This window comes from Pseudoselenomonas ruminantium (assembly GCF_900142515.1).
Classification (GTDB): domain Bacteria; phylum Bacillota; class Negativicutes; order Selenomonadales; family Selenomonadaceae; genus Selenomonas_A; species Selenomonas_A ruminantium_D.
On sequence record NZ_FRBC01000009.1, the window covers coordinates 1 to 19,762 of the forward strand.

Annotated in this window: 17 protein-coding genes; all 17 read left to right on the plus strand. The window is 56.3% G+C overall.

Translation table 11 applies throughout. The annotated features are described in order from the left end of the window. Nucleotides 1–114 precede the first annotated feature (114 nt). The 17 genes from BUB68_RS15410 (at nucleotide 115) to fabZ (ending at nucleotide 19,693) form a co-directional block, all read left to right on the plus strand. Nucleotides 115–309, plus strand: a complete 195-nt coding sequence (locus BUB68_RS15410) for a hypothetical protein (protein WP_073089032.1) — start codon at nucleotides 115–117, stop codon at nucleotides 307–309. A 177-nt stretch (nucleotides 310–486) separates the two neighbouring features. Then, nucleotides 487–1,251, plus strand: a complete 765-nt coding sequence (locus BUB68_RS05950) for an MlaE family ABC transporter permease (RefSeq protein ID WP_073089035.1) — start codon at nucleotides 487–489, stop codon at nucleotides 1,249–1,251. Nucleotides 1,252–1,269: 18 nt separating this feature from the next. Next, nucleotides 1,270–2,028 carry an ABC transporter ATP-binding protein gene (locus BUB68_RS05955; protein WP_073089038.1) on the plus strand — a complete coding sequence of 253 codons (759 nt, stop codon included), beginning with the start codon at nucleotides 1,270–1,272 and terminating at the stop codon, nucleotides 2,026–2,028. After that, a complete protein-coding gene (locus tag BUB68_RS05960; protein WP_073089041.1) occupies nucleotides 2,025–3,308 on the plus strand; it encodes an MlaD family protein in 1,284 nt (427 codons plus the stop codon). Before BUB68_RS05955 ends, BUB68_RS05960 begins: the two co-directional genes overlap by 4 nt. 40 nt (nucleotides 3,309–3,348) lie before the next feature. Beyond that, the gene (locus BUB68_RS05965) at nucleotides 3,349–4,980 is read left to right on the plus strand and encodes a TolC family protein (protein WP_073089043.1); all 1,632 of its coding nucleotides are present in this window, start codon (nucleotides 3,349–3,351) and stop codon (nucleotides 4,978–4,980) included. 67 nt (nucleotides 4,981–5,047) lie between these two features. Beyond that, entirely contained in the window at nucleotides 5,048–9,373 is a 4,326-nt protein-coding gene (locus BUB68_RS05970; protein ID WP_081371884.1) for a translocation/assembly module TamB domain-containing protein, read from the plus strand. Between the two features lie 30 nt (nucleotides 9,374–9,403). Next, nucleotides 9,404–10,036 carry a sigma-70 family RNA polymerase sigma factor gene (locus BUB68_RS05975; protein WP_073089047.1) on the plus strand — a complete coding sequence of 211 codons (633 nt, stop codon included), beginning with the start codon at nucleotides 9,404–9,406 and terminating at the stop codon, nucleotides 10,034–10,036. Between the two features lie 163 nt (nucleotides 10,037–10,199). Continuing rightward, the gene (locus BUB68_RS05980) at nucleotides 10,200–10,757 is read left to right on the plus strand and encodes a hypothetical protein (RefSeq protein ID WP_073089050.1); all 558 of its coding nucleotides are present in this window, start codon (nucleotides 10,200–10,202) and stop codon (nucleotides 10,755–10,757) included. 41 nt (nucleotides 10,758–10,798) lie between these two features. Next, nucleotides 10,799–12,868, plus strand: a complete 2,070-nt coding sequence (locus BUB68_RS05985) for a BamA/OMP85 family outer membrane protein (protein ID WP_256625804.1) — start codon at nucleotides 10,799–10,801, stop codon at nucleotides 12,866–12,868. Next, complete coding sequence (locus BUB68_RS05990; protein WP_073089052.1) at nucleotides 12,869–14,161, plus strand: acylphosphatase; 1,293 nt, start codon at nucleotides 12,869–12,871, stop codon at nucleotides 14,159–14,161. It begins immediately after the preceding gene. A gap of 99 nt (nucleotides 14,162–14,260) precedes the next feature. Beyond that, the gene (locus tag BUB68_RS05995; RefSeq protein ID WP_073089054.1) at nucleotides 14,261–14,725 is read left to right on the plus strand and encodes an OmpH/Skp family outer membrane protein; all 465 of its coding nucleotides are present in this window, start codon (nucleotides 14,261–14,263) and stop codon (nucleotides 14,723–14,725) included. A gap of 153 nt (nucleotides 14,726–14,878) precedes the next feature. Continuing rightward, the gene (locus tag BUB68_RS06000; protein ID WP_073089056.1) at nucleotides 14,879–15,967 is read left to right on the plus strand and encodes a coiled-coil domain-containing protein; all 1,089 of its coding nucleotides are present in this window, start codon (nucleotides 14,879–14,881) and stop codon (nucleotides 15,965–15,967) included. A gap of 34 nt (nucleotides 15,968–16,001) precedes the next feature. Next, nucleotides 16,002–16,451 (plus strand): OmpH/Skp family outer membrane protein, encoded by a 450-nt coding sequence (locus BUB68_RS06005; RefSeq protein WP_073089058.1) that lies wholly within the window; start codon nucleotides 16,002–16,004, stop codon nucleotides 16,449–16,451. 15 nt (nucleotides 16,452–16,466) lie between these two features. Beyond that, nucleotides 16,467–17,483 carry a UDP-3-O-(3-hydroxymyristoyl)glucosamine N-acyltransferase gene (gene lpxD, locus BUB68_RS06010; protein WP_073089060.1) on the plus strand — a complete coding sequence of 339 codons (1,017 nt, stop codon included), beginning with the start codon at nucleotides 16,467–16,469 and terminating at the stop codon, nucleotides 17,481–17,483. A gap of 3 nt (nucleotides 17,484–17,486) precedes the next feature. After that, entirely contained in the window at nucleotides 17,487–18,368 is an 882-nt protein-coding gene (locus BUB68_RS06015; RefSeq protein WP_073089063.1) for a lysophospholipid acyltransferase family protein, read from the plus strand. Between the two features lie 29 nt (nucleotides 18,369–18,397). Next, entirely contained in the window at nucleotides 18,398–19,225 is an 828-nt protein-coding gene (gene lpxC / locus BUB68_RS06020; RefSeq protein WP_178139474.1) for a UDP-3-O-acyl-N-acetylglucosamine deacetylase, read from the plus strand. Between the two features lie 27 nt (nucleotides 19,226–19,252). Next, nucleotides 19,253–19,693, plus strand: a complete 441-nt coding sequence (gene fabZ / locus BUB68_RS06025) for a 3-hydroxyacyl-ACP dehydratase FabZ (protein WP_073089068.1) — start codon at nucleotides 19,253–19,255, stop codon at nucleotides 19,691–19,693. Nucleotides 19,694–19,762 lie beyond the last annotated feature (69 nt).

The following is a 19,762-nucleotide window of genomic DNA, read 5'->3' on the forward strand; positions in this document are numbered from 1 at the left end:
GATTTTGGCAATTGGCACGAACTCGGTTCTCCTGTAACAAGAACATCGATGTGCTTGCACCTTACAGCAAAGGCGTAGTGGTCTTTACGTGCGTATCTTTGGGTGGCGGTGGGGATGCTTTTTCGCCGACGGAACGACTGCCTGAACGAAGTGAAGGCTGGCCCGCAAACAGCATTTGCTGGAAGCTTCGTTGATTGGAGCGCCGTTGGCCTGCCCGGCGCAGGTAGCTGGAAGATGCGTAATTCTGCTGGCGGGTCATTTAGTGGAGCGGCGAAAAAGTATTCCCACCGCCGCCCCACTGAGCTGTAACAAATTTTATTCAGGCTCGCATTGATAAACTGCAATTTATCTGTGTGGATGTTTGAGGGAAATAACTTGAAATTTTGACAAAAAAATAGTACACTTATATTTACTAATTGCCCTTTGCCTGTTACAATCAAAGGGTGGAAAAAATTAGTGTTTTTTGAGTGAGAGGAGGCACGTTGGATGCGGGTTTTGGAAGCTGTGGGCGCCTGGGTTTTGGCGCGGCTGGCAGAATTTGGCACCATCGTGCTTCTTTATCGTGAGACCATACAGGAGCTTTTCCGGCGGCCCCGTTACGGGCATATCCTGACGCAGATGAGCCATCTGGGCGTGGATTCCCTGCTGATTGTGAGCCTGACCCTGCTGTTTACCGGTGCGGTCTTTGCCTTGCAGACGGCGGATATATTGATTCAATTTGGAGCCCAGGGCACCGTTGGCGGGATTATTTCCATTGCCATCGGGCGTGAGTTGGGACCGGTACTGGTGGGGGTGGTCTGTGCCGGACGGGTGGGAGCTGCCATTACAGCAGAGATTTCCACCATGAAAGTAACCGAGCAGATCGATGCCTTGCGGGTGATGGCGGTGAATCCCGTCAATTACCTGATCGTGCCGCGGATGCTGGCCTGCATGATGGTGGTGCCGCTGCTGACCGTCTTTGGCGATGTCATTGGCGTGCTGGGTGGTTATCTGGTGGCGGTGTTTTATTCCGGCATCAGCTCGTATAGTTACATCAACTCCATCCATATTTTCGCCGAGGCCTTTGATCTTACCGGCGGTATGATCAAGGCAATTTTCTTTGGCAACGTCATCGCTGTGCTGGGCTGTTATTACGGTCTGCACTGCCCGGCGGGCGCTGAGGGGGTAGGTAAGGCCACCACCCGTACGGTGGTGACCTCCATCATCGTGATCTTCATCCTGAATGCCCTGCTGACGTTTATCTTATATTGATTTTACTGAGGTGTACCGATGATCCGGCTGTCCCATGTTAGTAAGATTTATGATGGCAATTATGCCCTGCATGATATCAATATGGAAATCAAAACCGGGGAAACCCTGGCGATAATCGGCGGTTCCGGTTCCGGCAAGAGCACGCTGCTGCAGCTCCTGGTGGGGCTGATCCGTCCCGACGAGGGTGAGATCTATATCGGTGAGCGGGAGATCAGCCGGCTTTCGGAAAAAGAGATGGACAAGGTACGGCTCCATATGGGCATGGTCTTCCAGTATTCGGCGCTCTTTGACTCGATGACTGTGGGTGAGAACGTGGCCTTTGGCCTGCGGGAGCACAGGCATCTGCCGGAAAAAGAGATCCGGCGGATCGTCCGTGAGAAGCTGGAACTGGTAGGCCTGCCCGGCGTGGAAGCGAAGATGCCTGGAGAGCTCTCTGGCGGCATGAAGAAGCGCGTGAGCCTGGCCCGGGCCATCGCCATCGAGCCGGAGACCATCTTCTATGATGAGCCGAGTTCCGGGCTGGATCCTTTGACCACGGCGAAGATTGACGAACTTATCGTGGACATGCAACGGAAATTAGGAGTGACCTCTGTGGTGGTCACCCATGATATGGCCAGTGCCTGCCGCATTGCCGACAGGATCGCTATGGTCTATGAAGGCGAGCTTATCGCCGTGGATACGGTGGAGCGCTTCCAACAGATTCAGGATGAACGGGTGCAGGCCTTTTTCAGGACCCTGCATACGCGGAAGGCAAAAAAGGAGGAACAGCGGGCATGAATGTAGAAGCGAAGGTAGGAGCCTTTACGTTAGCGGGCCTGGCATTGCTCGCCGGCGTGGTGATCATGCTGAGCGGTTTCAAGCTGGGCGGGGATAAGGGCTATACGGTCTATGCCGGCTTCAAACAGGTTACCGGCGTGGAACCGCAGTCTCTCGTACGGCTGTCCGGTGTGCCCATCGGCAAGGTCAAGTCCGTGGAAAATGATGGCAGGGGGGTCACCGTGACCATGCAGATCAACGAGGGGGTACAGATTCCCAAAGGATCGCAGGTGGGAATCGGTTCTTCTGGCATCATGAGCGACAAATACATCAATATCACGCCTGCCGATAGCGCCAATGGCTATCTGTCCGAAGGAGATTACCTCACCGGCACGGATGAGGCCGGCATGGACGAGATGTTCCAGAATGCCAACAAGATCATGATACAGGCGCAGGAACTCCTGACCAGCATGAACAACATCATCGGCAATGGGGATTTCCAGTCCTCCATCGTCCAGATGGCTGTGAATATGCGGGATGCCACTGCGCACCTGAATGGCATGATGGCAGCCTTTGATGCGATGCTGCAGGCCAATCAGGGCAATATCAATCAGATCCTGACGAACATGAATGCCATTACGGGCAGCCTGAACCGCACCATGAATTCCGTGGAAGCGATGGTAAGCAATCTGGCGACGGTGGGCGCTGACCCGCAGACCGCTGAAAATTTGCGGCTGACGCTGGAGAATATCACCCAGACCAGTGAGAAGGTGCGGCTGATTTCGGAAGACATCGCCAAGGTGACGCATGACGAAAAGACCGTGGAAGATGTCAAGGCCACGATCCACAATGCCCGGGAGATCACTGAGAAAGCCCAGCGGGCCAAGAAGAAACTGGAATCCATCCGGACCTCCGGGGAGATGTCGGTTCTCTACAGTGGTGGAGCCCATGACTGGGATACGAATTTTTCCTTTACGGCCGGCAATGATAACGGTGCATTCCTGAACGTGGGCCTGGAGGACGCCGGTGAATCCAATCGCGTGGATTTTCAGGTGGGCAAGCGCCGTGGGAATCTGGCCGCGCGGGCCGGGGTCATCCATGGTGATGCCGGCGTGGGCCTCGATGCGTATGCGGGCCAGAACTTCAAGTTCTCTGCCGATGCCTACAATCTCGATGATGTGGATGTGCGTCTGGGCGCACAGTGGCGCCTGAAGGACGATACCTGGCTGATGGGGCAGTGGCAGAACGTCAACGACCGTGACCGTCGTGCCGCTTATTTGGGAATCAAGCAGGCCTTTTGAGGCTGAACGATAGATTAACCTTTGCTGAGGAGGAATTATAATGAATAAATTGCGTTTCTATAAAAAACTGACTGCTCTTGTCTTGGGCGGTCTCATGACTTTTTCCGTCGGTTCTGCGGACGCGGCCAACCGCGTGCAGCTGAATCTGGATGATGCCGTGCAGATGGCGCTCGAGAACAACCGCAGTGTGAAACAGGCACTGGCCGGGGTGGATGCTGCCAAATGGAACCTGTCCAACTATCGCCGCCAGACCGGTGTGACGCTGTCGCTGTCTTCCGGCTACAACCGGGTCAATGATACGCTGGCGCTTAACCACGGAGGGGATAATTCTTATTTCACCAACAGTGCTTCTGCGTCCATTCCCCTTTACAATTTCTCCCTGCGCAGCGGCATTGATTCCGCCGGCTATGGGGTGAATGCGGCTGACGTGACGCTGGAGAACACCAAGCAGGCTGTGCGCTATCAGGCTACGGCAGCTTATTACAACATCCTGAACTACCAGAATCAGATCAAGGTGCAGGAAGATACCGTCCGGGCTTATCAGGAACACCTCGACAACGTAAATGCCCAGTACCGTGTGGGCACCGTTGCCAAGTCGGATGTGCTGTCTTCGAGCGTCAACCTGGCCAATGCCCAGCAGTCTCTGGTCAGTGCGCAGAACAACTATGATATCGCCGTGGCGACGCTCAATAACCTCATTGGCCTGCCCACGGATACGATGCTGGAGATCAAAGATGAATTGCAGCATCCCAGCTATAAATTCGAACTCAGCGATTGCACGAACTATGCGCTGCAGAACCGTGCAGATGGGGCTGCCGCTTACTATACGGTGAAACAGGCTGAAGCGGGCATCAACAGCGCCAAGGCCGGCTGGTATCCGACGGTGTCGGCTTCGGCTTCGAAGGCCATAGAGGGCAAGCGGGAATTCCGCGCGGATCACAGCAATGCCTGGACGATCGGTGCTACCGCCAACTGGAATGTCTTCGACAATGGCGTGACTTCTGCCAGCGTCCATAGTGCGGAAGCCTCGCTGATCAAGGCACAGGAAGCGCTGAAGGCACAGGATGAGACCATCCAGCTCGATGTGCGCACGGCACTGCTCAATCTGGAAGCGGCAGAGAAGAATATCAGCACCGCGGAGAAGGCTGTGGCCCAGGCGCAGGAAGACCTCAAGATCGCCAATGTGCGCTATGCTGCCGGTGTGGGCACCAACCTGGACGTCATGGACGCCACGGAGAAGATGACGCTGGCCAGCACGAATTACAATGCGGCGCTCTACAGCTACAACGTCAATAAGGCAGCGCTCGATAAGGCAATGGGCGTGCCAGTGGATATTGATGTGGCCAAATACAAGGCCTCCCAGATAGAAGGCAATAAGTATAAGCAGGCTCGGGAAGATGCCAAGCTCAAGGACAATCCGGTACTGGAACTCACACCGGAAGCCATCCAGGCATCCAAGGCTGAAGTGAAGGCCATGCGGGAAAAGGAACTGGCAGCCCGCAAGGCGGCTAAGGCAGCCAAAGCCGAGAAGAAGAACCAGAACAAGAAGGCCAATAAGAAGGATAAGCCTGCCGCTGCACCGGAAAGTGCACCGGCAGAGAGCAGCACATCTGCGCCGGCACCGGAGAAACCGGCCAGCACGGCAGATGTGGCTGGTGAGATGGCAAACTGACAGCGGATTGAAAAATACATGCCTATGAAGGGCTATTGGGGAGAATGAAATGAAGGGGAAAACATGGATGATAGGAGGTGTGTTTACCGCTGTCGTAGCGGTCAGCACTCTCTGGTACTATGTGCAGACGAATAACTTCATGCAACAGGCTGGTGAGCAGGTTGCTGCACTGGCTACCCAGGCCCTGGGAACACAGGTGGATATTGGCAGGATTGAAGTGGACTCGCTTCATGAATTGAAACTGCATGATCTGGCTATTTATGACAAGCAGGCGGAGCTCATAGCCCGTGCCGATTCGGCACGGGTTAGCTATCGCCTGCTTTCTGCGCTTTCAACGCCTGCTGATGCCATCAGTGAGATTGCCGTCAGCGGCGTGGATGCACAGCTGACCGAGCGCAGTGATGGCACCTGGAATGTGGAGGATCTGATCTCCCAGGAAAAATCCTCCCAGGAATTCCATGGCCGGATCAAGGTGGACGATGCCAGGATCAATGTGCGCCGCCAAGGACAGGAACTGGCCCTGACGGATGTGGCCGCCTCGGTGGATTGCGCGGACTTCCCCGTTTACAAGGCTGATTTTGCCGCCAAGAATCAGGGGACGGCTGTAGCGGGCAATGCGGTTATTTCCGATACCCGCCAGATCCTGAATGCCAAGGTATCCGGACTGGATATCGAGAAGTATCTGCCGCTGGTTCCTGCCGGGCTTATTCCAGAGAATGTGGAGATTCAGGAAGGCCGGCTGCCGCAGGCAGAGATTCACGCTTATCGGCGGGATGGGGATCTTTTCGTCAGCGGTGAGGGGGATCTGGCAGATGGCAAGGTGCAGGTGGATGGAACCACGATTGAGGCTATCCAGGCGCATGCCAGCTTCACCAATGAGGAAATCCTCCTGAGCGCGCAGGCCGAAGCTGCCGGGCAGCAGGCTAAGGTGCATGGCAAGATCAAAAATCTGACCACCCGGCCCTATCTGGACCTGGAAGCGGAATCGGAGTCCTTCGATCCCAGCATGATCTTGACGAATATTCCCTACAGCGGTGCGGCCCGCTTCGCGGTCAAGGTGACCGGGGACATCAAAGACCCCAGTGTGGATGGCAGCGTGGAAGTGCCGCAGGGCCAGGCTGCGGGCATCGCTTTTTCCGGGGCGCGGGCGAATGTACGCTATCAGGACAAGAACGTCTTTGTGCGGAATTTCTCTGCTCAGCTCTGCGGAGGCAAGGCCAGTGGTGAGGCCGTGCTCTCCACGGAGAACCTGGGGTACACGGTCCATCTGAAGGCCGATGATATCGATGCTGCCCAGGGGGCAGCGTTTGTACCGGAACTGGCCGGAGTCAGCGGGCGGGTGTCGGTTGACATCGGCGGCAATGGCACGGGCACGGATTTGAGCACCCTGCAGCTTTATGGCACGGCAGCGGTGAAGAATGCTGCTTATCAGGGCTTTACCATCGACCGGGCGAGCACGTCCTTCTATCTGGCCGATGACGATCTGATCGTGGACTATTTGAGCGTCAATATGCCCAATCACAGCAGTCTGGGATTGGAAGGCTCGATCCGGGACATGCGCGGGCGTGCTCAGCTGGATCTGGCTTTCTATGGCGGTCATGTCGACCTTTCCCTGCTGCAGAATCTGGACCCGCGGCTGGAGCTTTCGGGCCTCTCGGATTTCAAGGGCACCGTTCATGGTGATAAGGCCAATCCGCAGGTGGAAATCAAGTTCTCCGGGCTTAAAGGCTCGATCTTCAAGCAGCCCTTTGACAGCCTGAAATTCAAGGCCAGCGGCAGTCTGGACGGCGTGGGCATCGATGATTTCCTCATGGAGAAGGGCGGCAAAGAGGTATGGCGTGCTGCTGGTTCTGTGGGCTTCACGGGCGAGAAGAAGGTCAATCTCCAGCTCGATACCATGGGGGCCCGCATGGAAGATATCGCTGCCCTGATCGCGCCCGACCAGCCCATCACGGGTAATGTGGACAACATCATCAAGGTGACAGGAACGCTGGACAACCCGCAGGCTGTGGGATACATCCACTTCTATCGGGGCAGTTATCATGGCGTGCTGCTCTCCGGTATGGATGGTGACTATTTCCTGGAGAATGGCCGGCTGCGCCTGCAGGATTTCCATGCCTATTCCCCGATGATCGACATGGTGCTCAACGGGACCATAACCACGGATAATCAGGCGCTGGATATGGAAGTGGTGGCCAAGGATATCGACCTCACGCGGGTGAAGCATAAGCTCCCTTATGATATCAGCGGCCACGGCACTTTCAAGGGCAAGATCAGCGGTACGGCAAATGACCCCGAGTTCCACGGCATCCTGGATTTCCCGGAAATCCAGGCTAATGGTGAGACCGTCACCAATCTGCGGGGCATGGTCAAGTACCGCGGCAAGAGCTTCGATATTGACCATTTCGGCTTTGAACAGAATGGCGGCAGTTACGATATGGAGCTGTCCTATCATACCGATACCGATGCTGTCCTGGGCGATGTGGTGCTGCAGAAGGTGGATATGGCCGGCCTGGCTGCGCTGCTGGACAAGAAGAATGATGTCCTGAGCGGTACGGCAGACCTTACGGCCCATATCAGCGGCACGGCGCATAATCCCACGGCGCAGGTGTCGGGCAAGATCGACAAAGGCATAGCGGGTGGCTATGACATTCATGGCGTGGAACTGGATCTGCGCTTGCTCAACAATGTGGTTTATGTGAAGAAATTGCAGGGCAGCCAGGGCGACAACGGCAAGTTTGCCGCCGATGGCACGGTGGAGATCGGTGGTCCCATCAATGCGAAGCTCACCGCCAGCCAGCTGGAACTGGGCATGTTCACCGGCCTGGCCGGCATCAAGGCCCGGGGCGTGACGGGTACGGCGGACATCGACGCCGTGCTGGGCGGCTATACCCATAATCCGGCCGCGGATGTCAAGGTCAAGGCGGTCAACGGCGGTTTCCAGGGGGCTTCCTTCGATACCCTGAGCAGTGAAGCTCATCTGAAAAACGGCCTGATCGACCTGACGGAACTGCGGGTGGACAAGAAGGTCGGCGAGAAAGACTGCGCCGCTACAGCCAAGGGCATCGTGCCGCTGAAGGCCTTGACGGCCAAGCCAGATGAATGGCTGGAAGATTTCGAGCAGATCCAGCTGACCATCGGCCTGCAGAATGCGGACCTGTCCCTGCTGCCCACCATTTCCAAGCAGATCGACTGGGCGGTGGGCGCGACTGAGGGCGAGCTGAAGATCCATGGCGCCCTGTCGCATCCGCAGTTTGACGGCAACATCACCATTCCGAATGGTGCGGTGAAAATAAAGGATATCAAAGACCCTGTCACCGATATGGCAGCGCGTGTGAATTTCCGCGGCCAACAAGTGACAGTTGAGGAATTTTCTGGTAAAATGGGCGGTGGTTCCTATAATCTCAAAGGCAAGCTGACCCTGAACGGCCTGGAGCCTGAGCATTATGATTTTTCCCTGCTCGTGGATCAGCTGGGCATCAAGAGCAGCTTCTTTGAAGGGCCATTGAACGGCGAGTTGTTCCTCACCGATACGGATTTCTACGGACAGCATCTGCCGAAGCTGGCCGGACATATCGATTTTGACCGCTGCAAGGTCAGTGTGCCCACCATTCCCGAAGGGGAGGGTGAGCTGCCGGAAATGGTTCTTGATGTGCAGGTCAATGTCGGGGACAAGGTGCATTTCTATACCCCGTATCTCTATGACCTCTACCTCACTGGCGGCTTCCATGCCGGCGGGATCACGAGCCATCCCAAGATGAGCGGTTCCCTGCAGGTGAAGCGGGGCGGAACCATCAACTATCTGAAGACGGAATTCAAGATCCGCGAAGGCATTGCCAACTTCAATCAGGTGGCATCCTTCCTGCCCAGTATCGACTTCTTTGCCGATACCAAGCTGAGCCGGACCCGGGTATTCCTGTCGGTCAAGGGGCCGCTGGGGGCAGCGGAGATGAAGCTTTCCTCCAGTCCGGAAATGAGCCAGACCCAGATCATCCAGCTCCTGACGCTGCGTGATGCCTACAAGGAGGGGCAGGCCAATATGGATGCCGGTGACCTGCTGGTCGTGGGCCTGCAGATGGGCTTCCTGTCGGAGATGGAGGCCATGATGCGCCAGTACCTGCTGCTGGACAAGTTCTCCATTTCCCGCGGCAATGGTTCGGCCTTCGATAATAATCGGGCAGAAAAAGAAAATAGCGAAAACAAATATGATTTTAATGTTTCTATGGGAAAATATGTTACAGATAAGGTCATGCTCCGTTACATCAAGGGGTTTGGTGGTGACAACATCAACCGCTATGGTGTGCAGTACGATCTGGATGATCGCTGGGGCCTGACCGTGGAACGGGAAGCCAATGAGTACATCTTTGGCGTGGAAGCCCGTATCCCGTTCTGATTGCATGCCGGCTGAAAGGAGGTGGCTGATTTGCGCTTTGAACAATATGTAGAAGAATTACAACGGGTGAGACCTTTGTCCCGGGACCAGGAGGCTGAACTCTGGCGGGCCTATAAGGAATGCGGTGATGAAGATGCCCGCCGCCAGATCATCGAATCGTATCAGCCGCTGGTATTCAAGCAGGCCCTGCCTTTCCGCAGCCTGCAGAATGTCATGGATGTCGTGCAGGAGGGGACGGTGGGCCTGATCGAGGCCGTGGAACGCTATGACCCGGCACGGGGGGTAGCGTTCAGCCTCTTTGCTGTCCACCGTATCCGCGGACGGATGCTGGATTTCCTGCAGAGGGAAGGCCGCTCCGACAGTCCCTGCATGGATGTCTGGCTGGAGGATGGCGGCGTGAGCCTGAAGGAAAACCTGATGGATGCGTCACCTACCGTGGCGGAGCAGGCTGAGACCCATGAGCTGGTGGGACGCCTGCGCACGGCTATGGCGCGCCTGCCGGTCAAGGAAAAGGCGGTGCTGGAGAATGTATTCCTGGGCAGCCGGGATGTAGCGGCCGTGGCTGAGGACATGGAACTGAGTCCCGGCCATGTCTACCGCCTGCAGAAAAATGGCATACGCCGCATCCGGGGAATGCTGGCTAAATTTATGCAAAACTGGTGAAATTTTATTAAAATCAGTAGAAATAAGCAGAAAAACGCTGAAAAACTGTGCTGAGCACAATTATTGCCTGCTGACAGGCGGACAAATCGTGTGAAGGCAGGGCTCCTTTCGTCGATTGTAAATGTAGATTTGGAGATTTTAGGTGAGCGATGGAGGGGCGCATATGGACAGGCGTTCACAGCGGAATCATATCCGGGCGGCACGGGACTGGCTCGGCAAGGCAGAGGACTCTCTGGCCCGGGAAAAGGACGTGCAGGGGGATTTGAAGCTGATGCTGGCCAAGGCGGAGCTGGCACAGATGGATCCAAGCCCGCAATCCCGCCGGTTATCCTCATGGGGAGGCCGGCTGGCGGCTTTGCTGCTGGCTATGGGCATAGCTGGTGGCTTTTGCTGGTGGAAGGCGGTGACGCTGCCGGTGGCAACGCCGGCCGTCCCGGCTGTGACTGCTGACCGGCAGGGGGATATGCCGGAGCCGGCAAAGCTGCCGGAAACAACCCCGCCGGCGGTTCCCGCCAGACCGGATTTTTCGGCACAGCCCGAAGCACAGCCTGCACCGCCGGTAAAAGTGACGGAACAGGCAAGTCCTGCTCCGCCGGTGGAAAAGACTGCGCCTGTATCGCAAGGCATGGCTGCGCCGCAAGGACAGCCCGTGCCGCCAAAGGTACCGGATGTAGATAAACAACAGCTTATGCAGTCCGCAGGCAAGATCCTGCGGCAGTGAAAAAGTGATATTGGGAGGTTTGACCTTTGTACAAACGCAACATGAAGAACAGGAAATTTTTAGCTTGCGCGGTGGCGCTGGCTACTAGTTTTGCGGCTGTGCCCGGCATGAGCCAGGCAGCAACCGAAGATGAGATGTCAGCAGCCAATGCGCCGGCAATCACCGAGCCTGCAGACAGCAGCACGGCAGCGGCGCAGACCAGTGCAAGTGCACCCCAGAGCGAACCGGCACCAGCCACTGAAGCTCAGGATGCGGCAAAGGACAATTCTCCCGCAGCAGAGACCAGCGGGGCAGCAACGCCTGCAGCTGATGCAGCAGCCCCGGCAGAGTCTGCCCAGGCTGCCCAGACGAACCAGACGGATCAGTCTGCCGGCCAGGAAGAACGGCAGAATGAAGATCCCCGCACCAGCGAGTGGGCCAAGAACCGTCCCAATGAAGACTTCATTGAAAAGTACAGCAAGCAATTTGAAGGCCAGACCATCGTGGATACGGTCTTTGATGGCGCTACGGCACTGACGGAAGGCACCGCCAAGGCTGCGACGTCGATGAAGACCGGTGATATGTTCACGGTGAAAGGCTTGAATGCCGACCGTGAGGCCATTTACAATACGGGTTATTTCTATGACCTCTTCCCCACCTTTGAGAAGGTGCCGGAAGGTGTGGTCGTGACTTATCATGTGCTGGAAAATCCTGTGATCAAGAGCATCACCATCACGGGCAACACGGTGATCAAGACAGCTACGCTGATGTCGGCGGTGACGGTCAAAGAAGGCGAGATCCTGAACAGCCGCAACCTGCAGCAGAACGTCCAAGCCATCAAGGAGATGTACCGCAAGGACGGCTATATTCTCGCCAAGGTCACGGATATGAACGTGGACAAGGATGGCAACCTGATCCTGCGTGTCAATGAAGGCATCCTGGAGGGCTACAAGGTCAAGGGCAATACCAAGACCAAGGATTACGTCATCCTGCGTGAGATGCGCCAAAAGGTCGGGGAGCCGTTCAATTCCAAAATGGCCCGCCGTTCCATGCAGCGCGTTTACAACCTGGGCTTCTTTGAAGACGTCAACATCAAGATGAACCCGGGCGTAGAGCCGAATGCCGTCATCATGGAACTGGATGTGAAGGAAAAGCGTACGGGTTCCTTTGGCATTGGTGCCGGTTACAGTACGGCAGATGGTATCCTGGGTATGGTAAGCATCGGTGATACGAACTTCCGGGGCACGGGTGATGCCGTGAACGTGACCTATGAAAAGAGCGGCGACGCGGATGATGCACAGGGCTATTCGTTCTCCTGGCGCCATCCCTATCTCGACAAGAAAGAGACGGCAGGAACCCTGCGCCTCTATAACCGTACCTATGAGTACAGTGATTACAACACGAAGGGTAATCTGAATGAGAGTTATATGCGCAAGTACAGTGGCGGGGAAATCACCCTGAGCCGTCCGGTCAGCGAATACTCCACGAACTACATCACCTTCCGCAACCGCAAGGACGCTTACAAGCGTCATACGGAAAACGGTCTGGCCGGTGACCGCAGCGGTGCTGCAGGCAAGGCATGGCGCGACTACAACTTCGGCACGACCCGCAGCATCACGCTCGAACATGTTACCGATACCCGCGATAACATCTATAACCCCACGGAAGGCGGACGCATCAGCCTGTCCGGTGAAATCGCCGGTTTGGGTGCAGATTTCGATTTCCAGAAGGGCACCATTGAAGACCAGCGTTACTTCAAGGTGGGACATGCCCAGGTCGTGGCCCTGCGCGGCCAGTACGGCTTAGGCCGCGGCCATATTTCCGAGTTCAACCTGTATAAGGTCGGCGGCCAGAGCAGCCTGCGCGGTTACCGTGAAGACCAGTTCCGCGGCACGCGCATGGGACTGGCTACGGTGGAATATCGTTTCCCCATCGTCACCAAGGTACAGGGCGCCATCTTCACGGACTGGGGCGCTGCCTGGAGCAAGGACCTGATGCCGGCCCAGAAGGATATCCACGGCAGCGTAGGTGTGGGCCTGGCCCTCAATACGCCTATCGGTCCGCTGCGCCTGGACTACGGCCGTGGCAGCCAGGGCGGCCGCGTGCACTTCTCTGTAGGCGGCACCTTCTAAATGCTCAGGCATCTTGCTGTGGTGCTGTTGGCAGCGCTGGTCTGGCTGCTTCCGTGGCCGGTAGCGGCAGCGGAACGGGTGACTGCGGTGCAGGCTGAGACCTTTGCGCAGAGCAATCTGCCGCCGCTGGTGGCAGAACGTATGAACCGCAGTGTGGCGGCCATCGCCGGCCAGCTGCTGGAAGGAAAGGACGTCGCGGCGGCAGAAGCGGCCAAGGGCAGTTATGCAGAAGTGATCCATGAGGTCTTTGACAAGGTGCTGGTCGGTTATACGGTCGGCCATGTCAGCCTGGACATAGCGCCGGTGACCACGGTGCGCGTGGAACTGATGCCCTGGTCTGAAACCATCCGGTCTGTCCAGGTGGATACTGCGGTGGAGGGGATGCCGCCTCGCATAGAGAGACTGGTGCGCACCGATCTGGCCGGCGTGGAAGGCGCCTTCCGGGAAACCCTGACGGGCCTGCCTACGGCCGCGGCGGATTGGACGAATGGCATCCTGAAGCAGCATGTGAATGCGTATCTGGCAGAACATCTGCCGGAGTTCCGGGCGGATTTTGATCTGCTGCCGGAACCAGAGGCGAAGGTAAAACTCACGGTCTATCCGCGGCTGCCAGTGGTGCGTACCGTGGATCTGTCCATGCGTTCGGATACCCTGCCCAACAGCATCCTGCTGGCGCGGCGTGACCTGATGCAAAATCAGGTCAATGATATCGTCGGGGTGCCGGTGGGCTTTGTCCGCCGCCATCGGGAGGAACTGGCCGCGCAGTTTGCCAGTTCCCTGGATAGCAGTCCGGAATTTTCCCTGCTGAAGATGCGGACCCGGGTGGAGATCGAGCCTGCCGAGCGCAGCCATATCATGAGCCGCTCCGATACGTCACGTTACCGCCTGCGGCTCAGTGGCTGGCTCGATGTGGGCCGCCATGGGGACAAGTCCCATGATAGTGACAAGAACATGCTCCTGCGCCTGCATGCCGGCCAGATGCTGAGCTCGCGGGACGAGTTGTTCCTGCTCATCGGCTTTTGGCCGGAGAAGGTCTCCTGGGATTACCAGCTGGGTTACCGCTATGACCTGCATGGCGGGCGGCAGCTGGGCCTGCGTTATGACCTGCGGCAGAAGAGCTTCATCTATACGGCATCACAGCAGCTGTCAGCCCGCTGGCTCCTGCGTTATGAATACCGCCGGGGAGATCATCTGGGCGAAGCGGCGGTCCGGTACCGCCTCCATGATTTCCTGAGCATGGAATATGTGTTTGATCATGACCAAAATTGGCTGCGGCTGATTGGTAATTTTTAGGCGAATATCTTGAATAAAAAATAAGAGTTTGTTATAATGTTCCACGTATGTGGAATACTCACTCTTAAACAATCCCATATGGGAAAAGGAGATTTTGAAATGGTAAAATTGCAGAAAAAACAGGTTAAAATTGTCAGCATTCTGATTGCACTGGCATTCGTAGGTTCCGTCGTGGCTATGGCACTCACGCAGTTCGGCCCGAACATGGCCAGCGCAGCCAGCTCTAATGTCGGCGTAGTGGATTACAGCCAGGTGATGAGCCAGCATCCGAAAGTTCAGGCTGCTTCCAATGAAATGCAGACGGCTGTCCAGGAAGCACAGAAGGAATTCGAGACCAAGTCTGCTAACATGAACGATAACGAGAAGCGCGATTACTACACGCAGACCCAGCAGCGCCTGCAGCAGAAGAACCAGGAACTGATGGAACCCATCACCAAGAGCGTGGAAGATTCCGTCAAGAAGGTCGCTGAACAGAAAGGCCTGTCCGTAGTGCTCGACAAAGGTGCTGTGGTTTACGGTGGCGTAGACATCACGCAGGATGTCCTGAAGCAGGTCAGCAAATAAAAGAGATATGATAGCCTGCCCCTAGGGGGAAGGTGTCAGCCGCAGGCTGACGGAAGAGGCATTGAGATAGCTAGCTGAGCATCTTCCACCGCTTGGCGGTTCCCCTCCCCCGTATGGGGGAGGCTTTTTTGACAATGAGAAGAGGGGGCAGTCATGGAAGAGAACAGGGACGAAGGTCAGAAAAAGAAGAAACGGGGCCGCAATATCGTTGTCGGCGCCATCGTGGCTCTCGTTTTTGTCCTGTTGGGAGCCTGGCTGGCACGGGAACTGCTGGTTCCCAAGGCGCCGCCTCCCCAGGAAAGCGTGGCGGCTGATACCGGCCTGATCGACTGGCAGAAGGTGCTGGCGGCGCATCCCGATTATGAGAAATACAAGGATATGCAGGCTGAGTGCGAGCTTCTGGAGCTGGAGACCAATGATGTGGGGGAACTGCTTTCCCTGCAGCCGCCCAAACTGATGGACGAGCCGTTCCAGGAATCGGTCTGGCAGAAGAATGCCGTTGATGTCATCGGCAGCCGGGCGGAACTGGAACGCAAGGCCCAGCGCCTGCGGGAGGAATACAAGAAGAACACGCAGGCTGATTTTGAGGCCCGGCGGCAGGCCATCGATGCGGAGTATCTCAATGCCATCCTGAACCTCAATATCAAACTGGATAACCAGGAATCCATGCACAATCCGCTGGATTCCAAGGAAAGCATTGCCCGCGAGCGGGAGGATTGGCTGAATCAGCGCAGCCAGCTGCAGGCTGAGCGCGGACGGCGCCAGTACGAGATGTGGAAGGCTTATAAGGCCGAGATTGAAGCGTATGTGCAGAAGGTCCTTGGCCCGGAGCTGGAGAAGTGGCGTTCGCAGCTGCCTGAGATGAAGAACCAGCAGATGGCCGCTGCCCTGCAGAAGCAGAGCGAAGCGGACAGTCGCAATACTGAAGCCTTGCAGAAACAGCAGGAAGCTGCGGTGAAGGTTCAGCAGCGCCTGGAAAAACGCCAGCTTTTGGCGGAGAAGAAAAGTGAACTGGCTGCCCTGGAAGCCCATATCCTGAATGATGTGGCCGGCAAGGCAGCCAAGGTGGCAATCCTGCATCATTTCACCATGATCCTGGTGCATCATCCCCAGACCTTGCAGAGTTTCCTGCCCCGGACTTCTGGCGTGGACGACTTTGCCCCGCGGGACAGCATCGCCATCGGCATTGCCACGGAAGATGTGACCGATGAAATCGTGCAGGAACTCAAGAATCTGCAATAACGTTTATTTTTAGAGAGAAAGAAGCGAATTGATCATGAAGTTACGTAAAAAAACAGCAGCGGCTGCCATTATGGCACTCCTTTGTGCAACCCTGGCCAGCGGCTGCGGTCAGACGAAGATTGGTTATATAGATGGTGAGCGGGTGTCCAAGGAGGCTCCGCAGATCAGCAGCCTCGTGGAAGAGGGCAACCAGAAGATCCAGGAAGCGCAGAGCCAGGCCAGCGCTGACCTGCAGAAGAAGATGCAGGAAAACCCGAATATGAGCCAGGAAGACCTGCAGAAGGCACAGATGGACAGCCAGCGCAAGATCCAGGGCCTCAACCAGTCCTATTCCCTGCAGCTGCGCCAGAAGATGGATGTGGCTCTGGCCGCTGTCAGCAAGGAAAAGAAACTGGATGCAGTCGTGAATAACAGCTCGGATCAGCCGGTAGCCATTACCGGGGCTGTGGACGTGACCGATGATGTCATTGCCCAGCTGCAGTAAGATGGGAGTACCAAGATGAAAAAAACTTTGCAAGAGATTGCAGAAATTGTCGGTGGCCGTGTCGCAGGTGAGGCTGGTGTGGAAATCACCGGCCTGGATAATATCGATGGTGCCGGCGCCAATGACCTGACCTTTGCCGTTGAACCCCATATTGAAAAGGCCAAGACCTGCAAGGCAGCCGCAGTCATGCTGCCCGAAGGCGTGACGGATTTCCCCAAGACGGCACTCTATGTGGAAGATCCCCGGGCCGCCTTTGCCAAGCTGCTGGACATCTTCACGCCGAAGCTGGAGCGTCCTGTGGGCGTGAGCGATAAGGCCCATGTAGGCAAGGATGTCAAGCTGGGGCAGAATGTCACCATCATGCCTTTTGCCATGGTGGATGACCATGCCGTGATCGGTGATAATGTGGTGATCTATCCGCATACCTACATCGGCCAGTATGCGGAAATCGATGACGATACGGTGATCTATTCCAATGCCACCGTGCGGGAATACTGCCGCGTAGGCAAGCGCTGCGTGATCCACAGCTCGGCTGTGATCGGTTCCGATGGCTTTGGTTTCACGACCAAAGACGGCGTGCATACCAAGGTGCCGCAGGTAGGCATCGTGGTGCTGGAGGATGATGTGGAGATCGGTGCCCATGATGGCATTGACCGCGCCGCTATGGGGGCAACCGTCATTGGCAAGGGCACGAAGATCGACAATCTCGTGCACATCGGCCACAACTGCAAGATCGGTGCGAACTGCTTGATCGTGGCGCAGACGGGCATCTCCGGCTCGACCACCGTAGGTCATAATGTGACCTTTGGCGGCCAGACCGGTACGGTTGGCCATATCCATATCGGCGCCAATTCCGTCTATGCGGCTCGGGCAGGCATCATCGGGGATATGCCCGAAGGTGTGTTCTGCGCTGGCTTCCCGGTGCAGCCCCATACCGAGTGGCTGCGCATGCAGGCACTGATGAAGCACCTGCCGGAAATGAACAAGAAAATCAAGCAGCTGGAGAAAAAGCTGGCGAAATACGAGGGATAACCTTTGTTGTACTATGTTTTGAAAGCAATCAGCTTTGTGGCTTGCCTTCTGCCACGCGGTGTTTGCGAGCTGCTGGGGCTTGCCCTGGGCAATCTGGCCTGGCTGGTGATTCCCGGAAAGCGCAAGCAGCTGGCCGTGAACCAGATCAAGAAGTGTCTGGGCGCAGATGAAGCTGAAGCTGTCCGCATTGCCAAGGCCAGTACCGTGCGCTTCGGCCCCATGCTGTTTGAGGTGCTGCGCTTCCCGGTCATCAAGAAGGACCCGGAACAGTATGTGCACATCGAGGGGCTGGAAAAGATGCAGGCGGCGCTGGCAGACGGCCGGGGCGGTGTTATCGCTGCGGCGCACAGCGGCAACTGGGAACTGCTGGGCGGAGCCTTTGCCATGGCCGGTGTCCCGTTGGTGGGCGTCGCCATGAAACAGAAGGATTCGGCAGCAGACCGGTTCATCAATGAATACCGCACCATGATTGGCATGCATATCACTTACAAGACCGGTGTGCGGGAAATGTTTGCGATGCTGAAGAAAGGCTGGTTCATCGGCCTCATCATGGATCAGGATACGACCATCAAGGATGGAGTCATCCTGGACTTCTTTGGTCAGCCGACCAATTGCACGCCGGGCGCGGCTTCGATGGCCCGCTTCCAGGATGTGCCCATCTTCCCATCCTTCATGCATCGGGATGAGCATGGCCGGCATACCCTGGTGATACAGGATGCCATCTATGTGGAGAAGACCGCAGACAAGCGGGAGGATATCCGGCGCACGACCCAGATCATCAACAAGGCCATTGAGGCCCATGTGCGCAAGTATCCGGAGGAATGGTTCTGGCTGCATGACCGCTGGAAATCCCTTCGTGAGGAATATGGAACGGAACGCGAATAAGATATAAGGAAAGATCGGGAGGAATCGATTTGCAACAGACAACTTTGGCGGCCGAAGCCCATTATACCGGTGTAGGCCTGCACTCCGGCCGTGAGGTGCACATGGTTTTGAAGCCGGCACCGGAAAATACCGGCCTGGTGTTTGTGCGCACGGATCTGGAGGACAGACCGCAGATCCATGCGACCGCGGCTAATGTCACGTCCACCATGCGGGCAACCACCGTGGAGGAAAATGGCTGCAAGGTCTTCACCATTGAGCATTTGATGAGTGCTTTCCACGCACTCGCCATTGACAACTGCTATATCGAGATCGATGCAGAAGAACCTCCGGTGGCGGATGGCAGTTCCCTGGCCTTCTTCCGGACGATGAAGGAAGCAGGGGTGCAGGAGCAGGCAGCTGAGCGCAAGGAAATCGTGATCGACAAGGTCTATCGCATTGATGATGAGGAACATAATCGCTTTGTGATGGTCCTGCCCTATGATGGCTTCCGGGTGAGCTTCACCTCGGTGAATCCCCATAAGCTGATCGGCATACAGTATGAGAACTTCGAGATCACGCCGGAGCTTTATGAGCAGGAAATCGCGCCGGCCCGCACCATTGCCTATGAGAAGGAGATCGAGGCTCTGCGCAGCATGGGATTGGGCCTCGGCGGGACGCTGGAGAGCGTGATCGTCTACAATGACGAAGGTTGGATGAATCCTTTGCACTTTGAGGACGAGCTGGTGCGGCATAAGATCCTGGATGTGATCGGTGACCTGCGTCTGGCTGGCCCCATCCGCGGTCATGTGATTGCGGTGGCGTCCGGTCATGCACTCAATACCAGTCTGGCCAAGATGCTGCAGAATAACTTAGGTTAAGAGACTTAACAGGAAGAGGGAATAAAAATGGTTTTGGAAATTACTGACATTATGAAGATTTTGCCCCATCGTCCGCCCATGCTGCTGGTGGACCGGATTATTGAGATTGAACCCTTCCAATCCGCTACGGGCATCAAGAATATCACCATGAATGAGCCGCAGTTTGCCGGCCATTTCCCGGGGCATCCCATCATGCCCGGTGTGCTGATCCTGGAGGCAATGGCTCAGGTCGGCGGCGTGGCCATGCTTTATCCGGAAGAACACCGCGGCAAGATTGCCATGTTCGGCGGCATGGAGAACATCAAGTTCAAGCGCCCGGTAGTCCCTGGCGACCAGCTCGTGACCAAGGCGCATATCGTGAAAGTGCGCGGGGATTTCGGCGTGCTGCACTGTGATGGTTACGTGGACGACCAGCTGGTGGCATCGGCTGACTTTAAGTTTGCCATGAAAAAAGAAGAAAATATGTGATGTTAGCTTGAAATATAACGATAATCTTTGTTCAACTCAGATAACGCCTGGATTTGCTGTCAGAGAATG

Excerpts from the sequence above, each read along its gene's own strand:
- BUB68_RS15410 (WP_073089032.1), top strand. The coding sequence starts at position 115 with ATGCTTTTTCGCCGACGGAACGACTGCCTGAACGAAGTGAAGGCTGGC.
- BUB68_RS05950 (WP_073089035.1), top strand. The coding sequence starts at position 487 with ATGCGGGTTTTGGAAGCTGTGGGCGCCTGGGTTTTGGCGCGGCTGGCA.
- BUB68_RS05955 (WP_073089038.1), top strand. The coding sequence starts at position 1,270 with ATGATCCGGCTGTCCCATGTTAGTAAGATTTATGATGGCAATTATGCC.
- BUB68_RS05960 (WP_073089041.1), top strand. The coding sequence starts at position 2,025 with ATGAATGTAGAAGCGAAGGTAGGAGCCTTTACGTTAGCGGGCCTGGCA.
- BUB68_RS05965 (WP_073089043.1), top strand. The coding sequence starts at position 3,349 with ATGAATAAATTGCGTTTCTATAAAAAACTGACTGCTCTTGTCTTGGGC.
- BUB68_RS05970 (WP_081371884.1), top strand. The coding sequence starts at position 5,048 with ATGATAGGAGGTGTGTTTACCGCTGTCGTAGCGGTCAGCACTCTCTGG.
- BUB68_RS05980 (WP_073089050.1), top strand. The coding sequence starts at position 10,200 with ATGGACAGGCGTTCACAGCGGAATCATATCCGGGCGGCACGGGACTGG.
- BUB68_RS05985 (WP_256625804.1), top strand. The coding sequence starts at position 10,799 with ATGAAGAACAGGAAATTTTTAGCTTGCGCGGTGGCGCTGGCTACTAGT.
- BUB68_RS05990 (WP_073089052.1), top strand. The coding sequence starts at position 12,869 with ATGCTCAGGCATCTTGCTGTGGTGCTGTTGGCAGCGCTGGTCTGGCTG.
- BUB68_RS05995 (WP_073089054.1), top strand. The coding sequence starts at position 14,261 with ATGGTAAAATTGCAGAAAAAACAGGTTAAAATTGTCAGCATTCTGATT.
- BUB68_RS06000 (WP_073089056.1), top strand. The coding sequence starts at position 14,879 with ATGGAAGAGAACAGGGACGAAGGTCAGAAAAAGAAGAAACGGGGCCGC.
- BUB68_RS06005 (WP_073089058.1), top strand. The coding sequence starts at position 16,002 with ATGAAGTTACGTAAAAAAACAGCAGCGGCTGCCATTATGGCACTCCTT.
- lpxD (WP_073089060.1), top strand. The coding sequence starts at position 16,467 with ATGAAAAAAACTTTGCAAGAGATTGCAGAAATTGTCGGTGGCCGTGTC.
- fabZ (WP_073089068.1), top strand. The coding sequence starts at position 19,253 with ATGGTTTTGGAAATTACTGACATTATGAAGATTTTGCCCCATCGTCCG.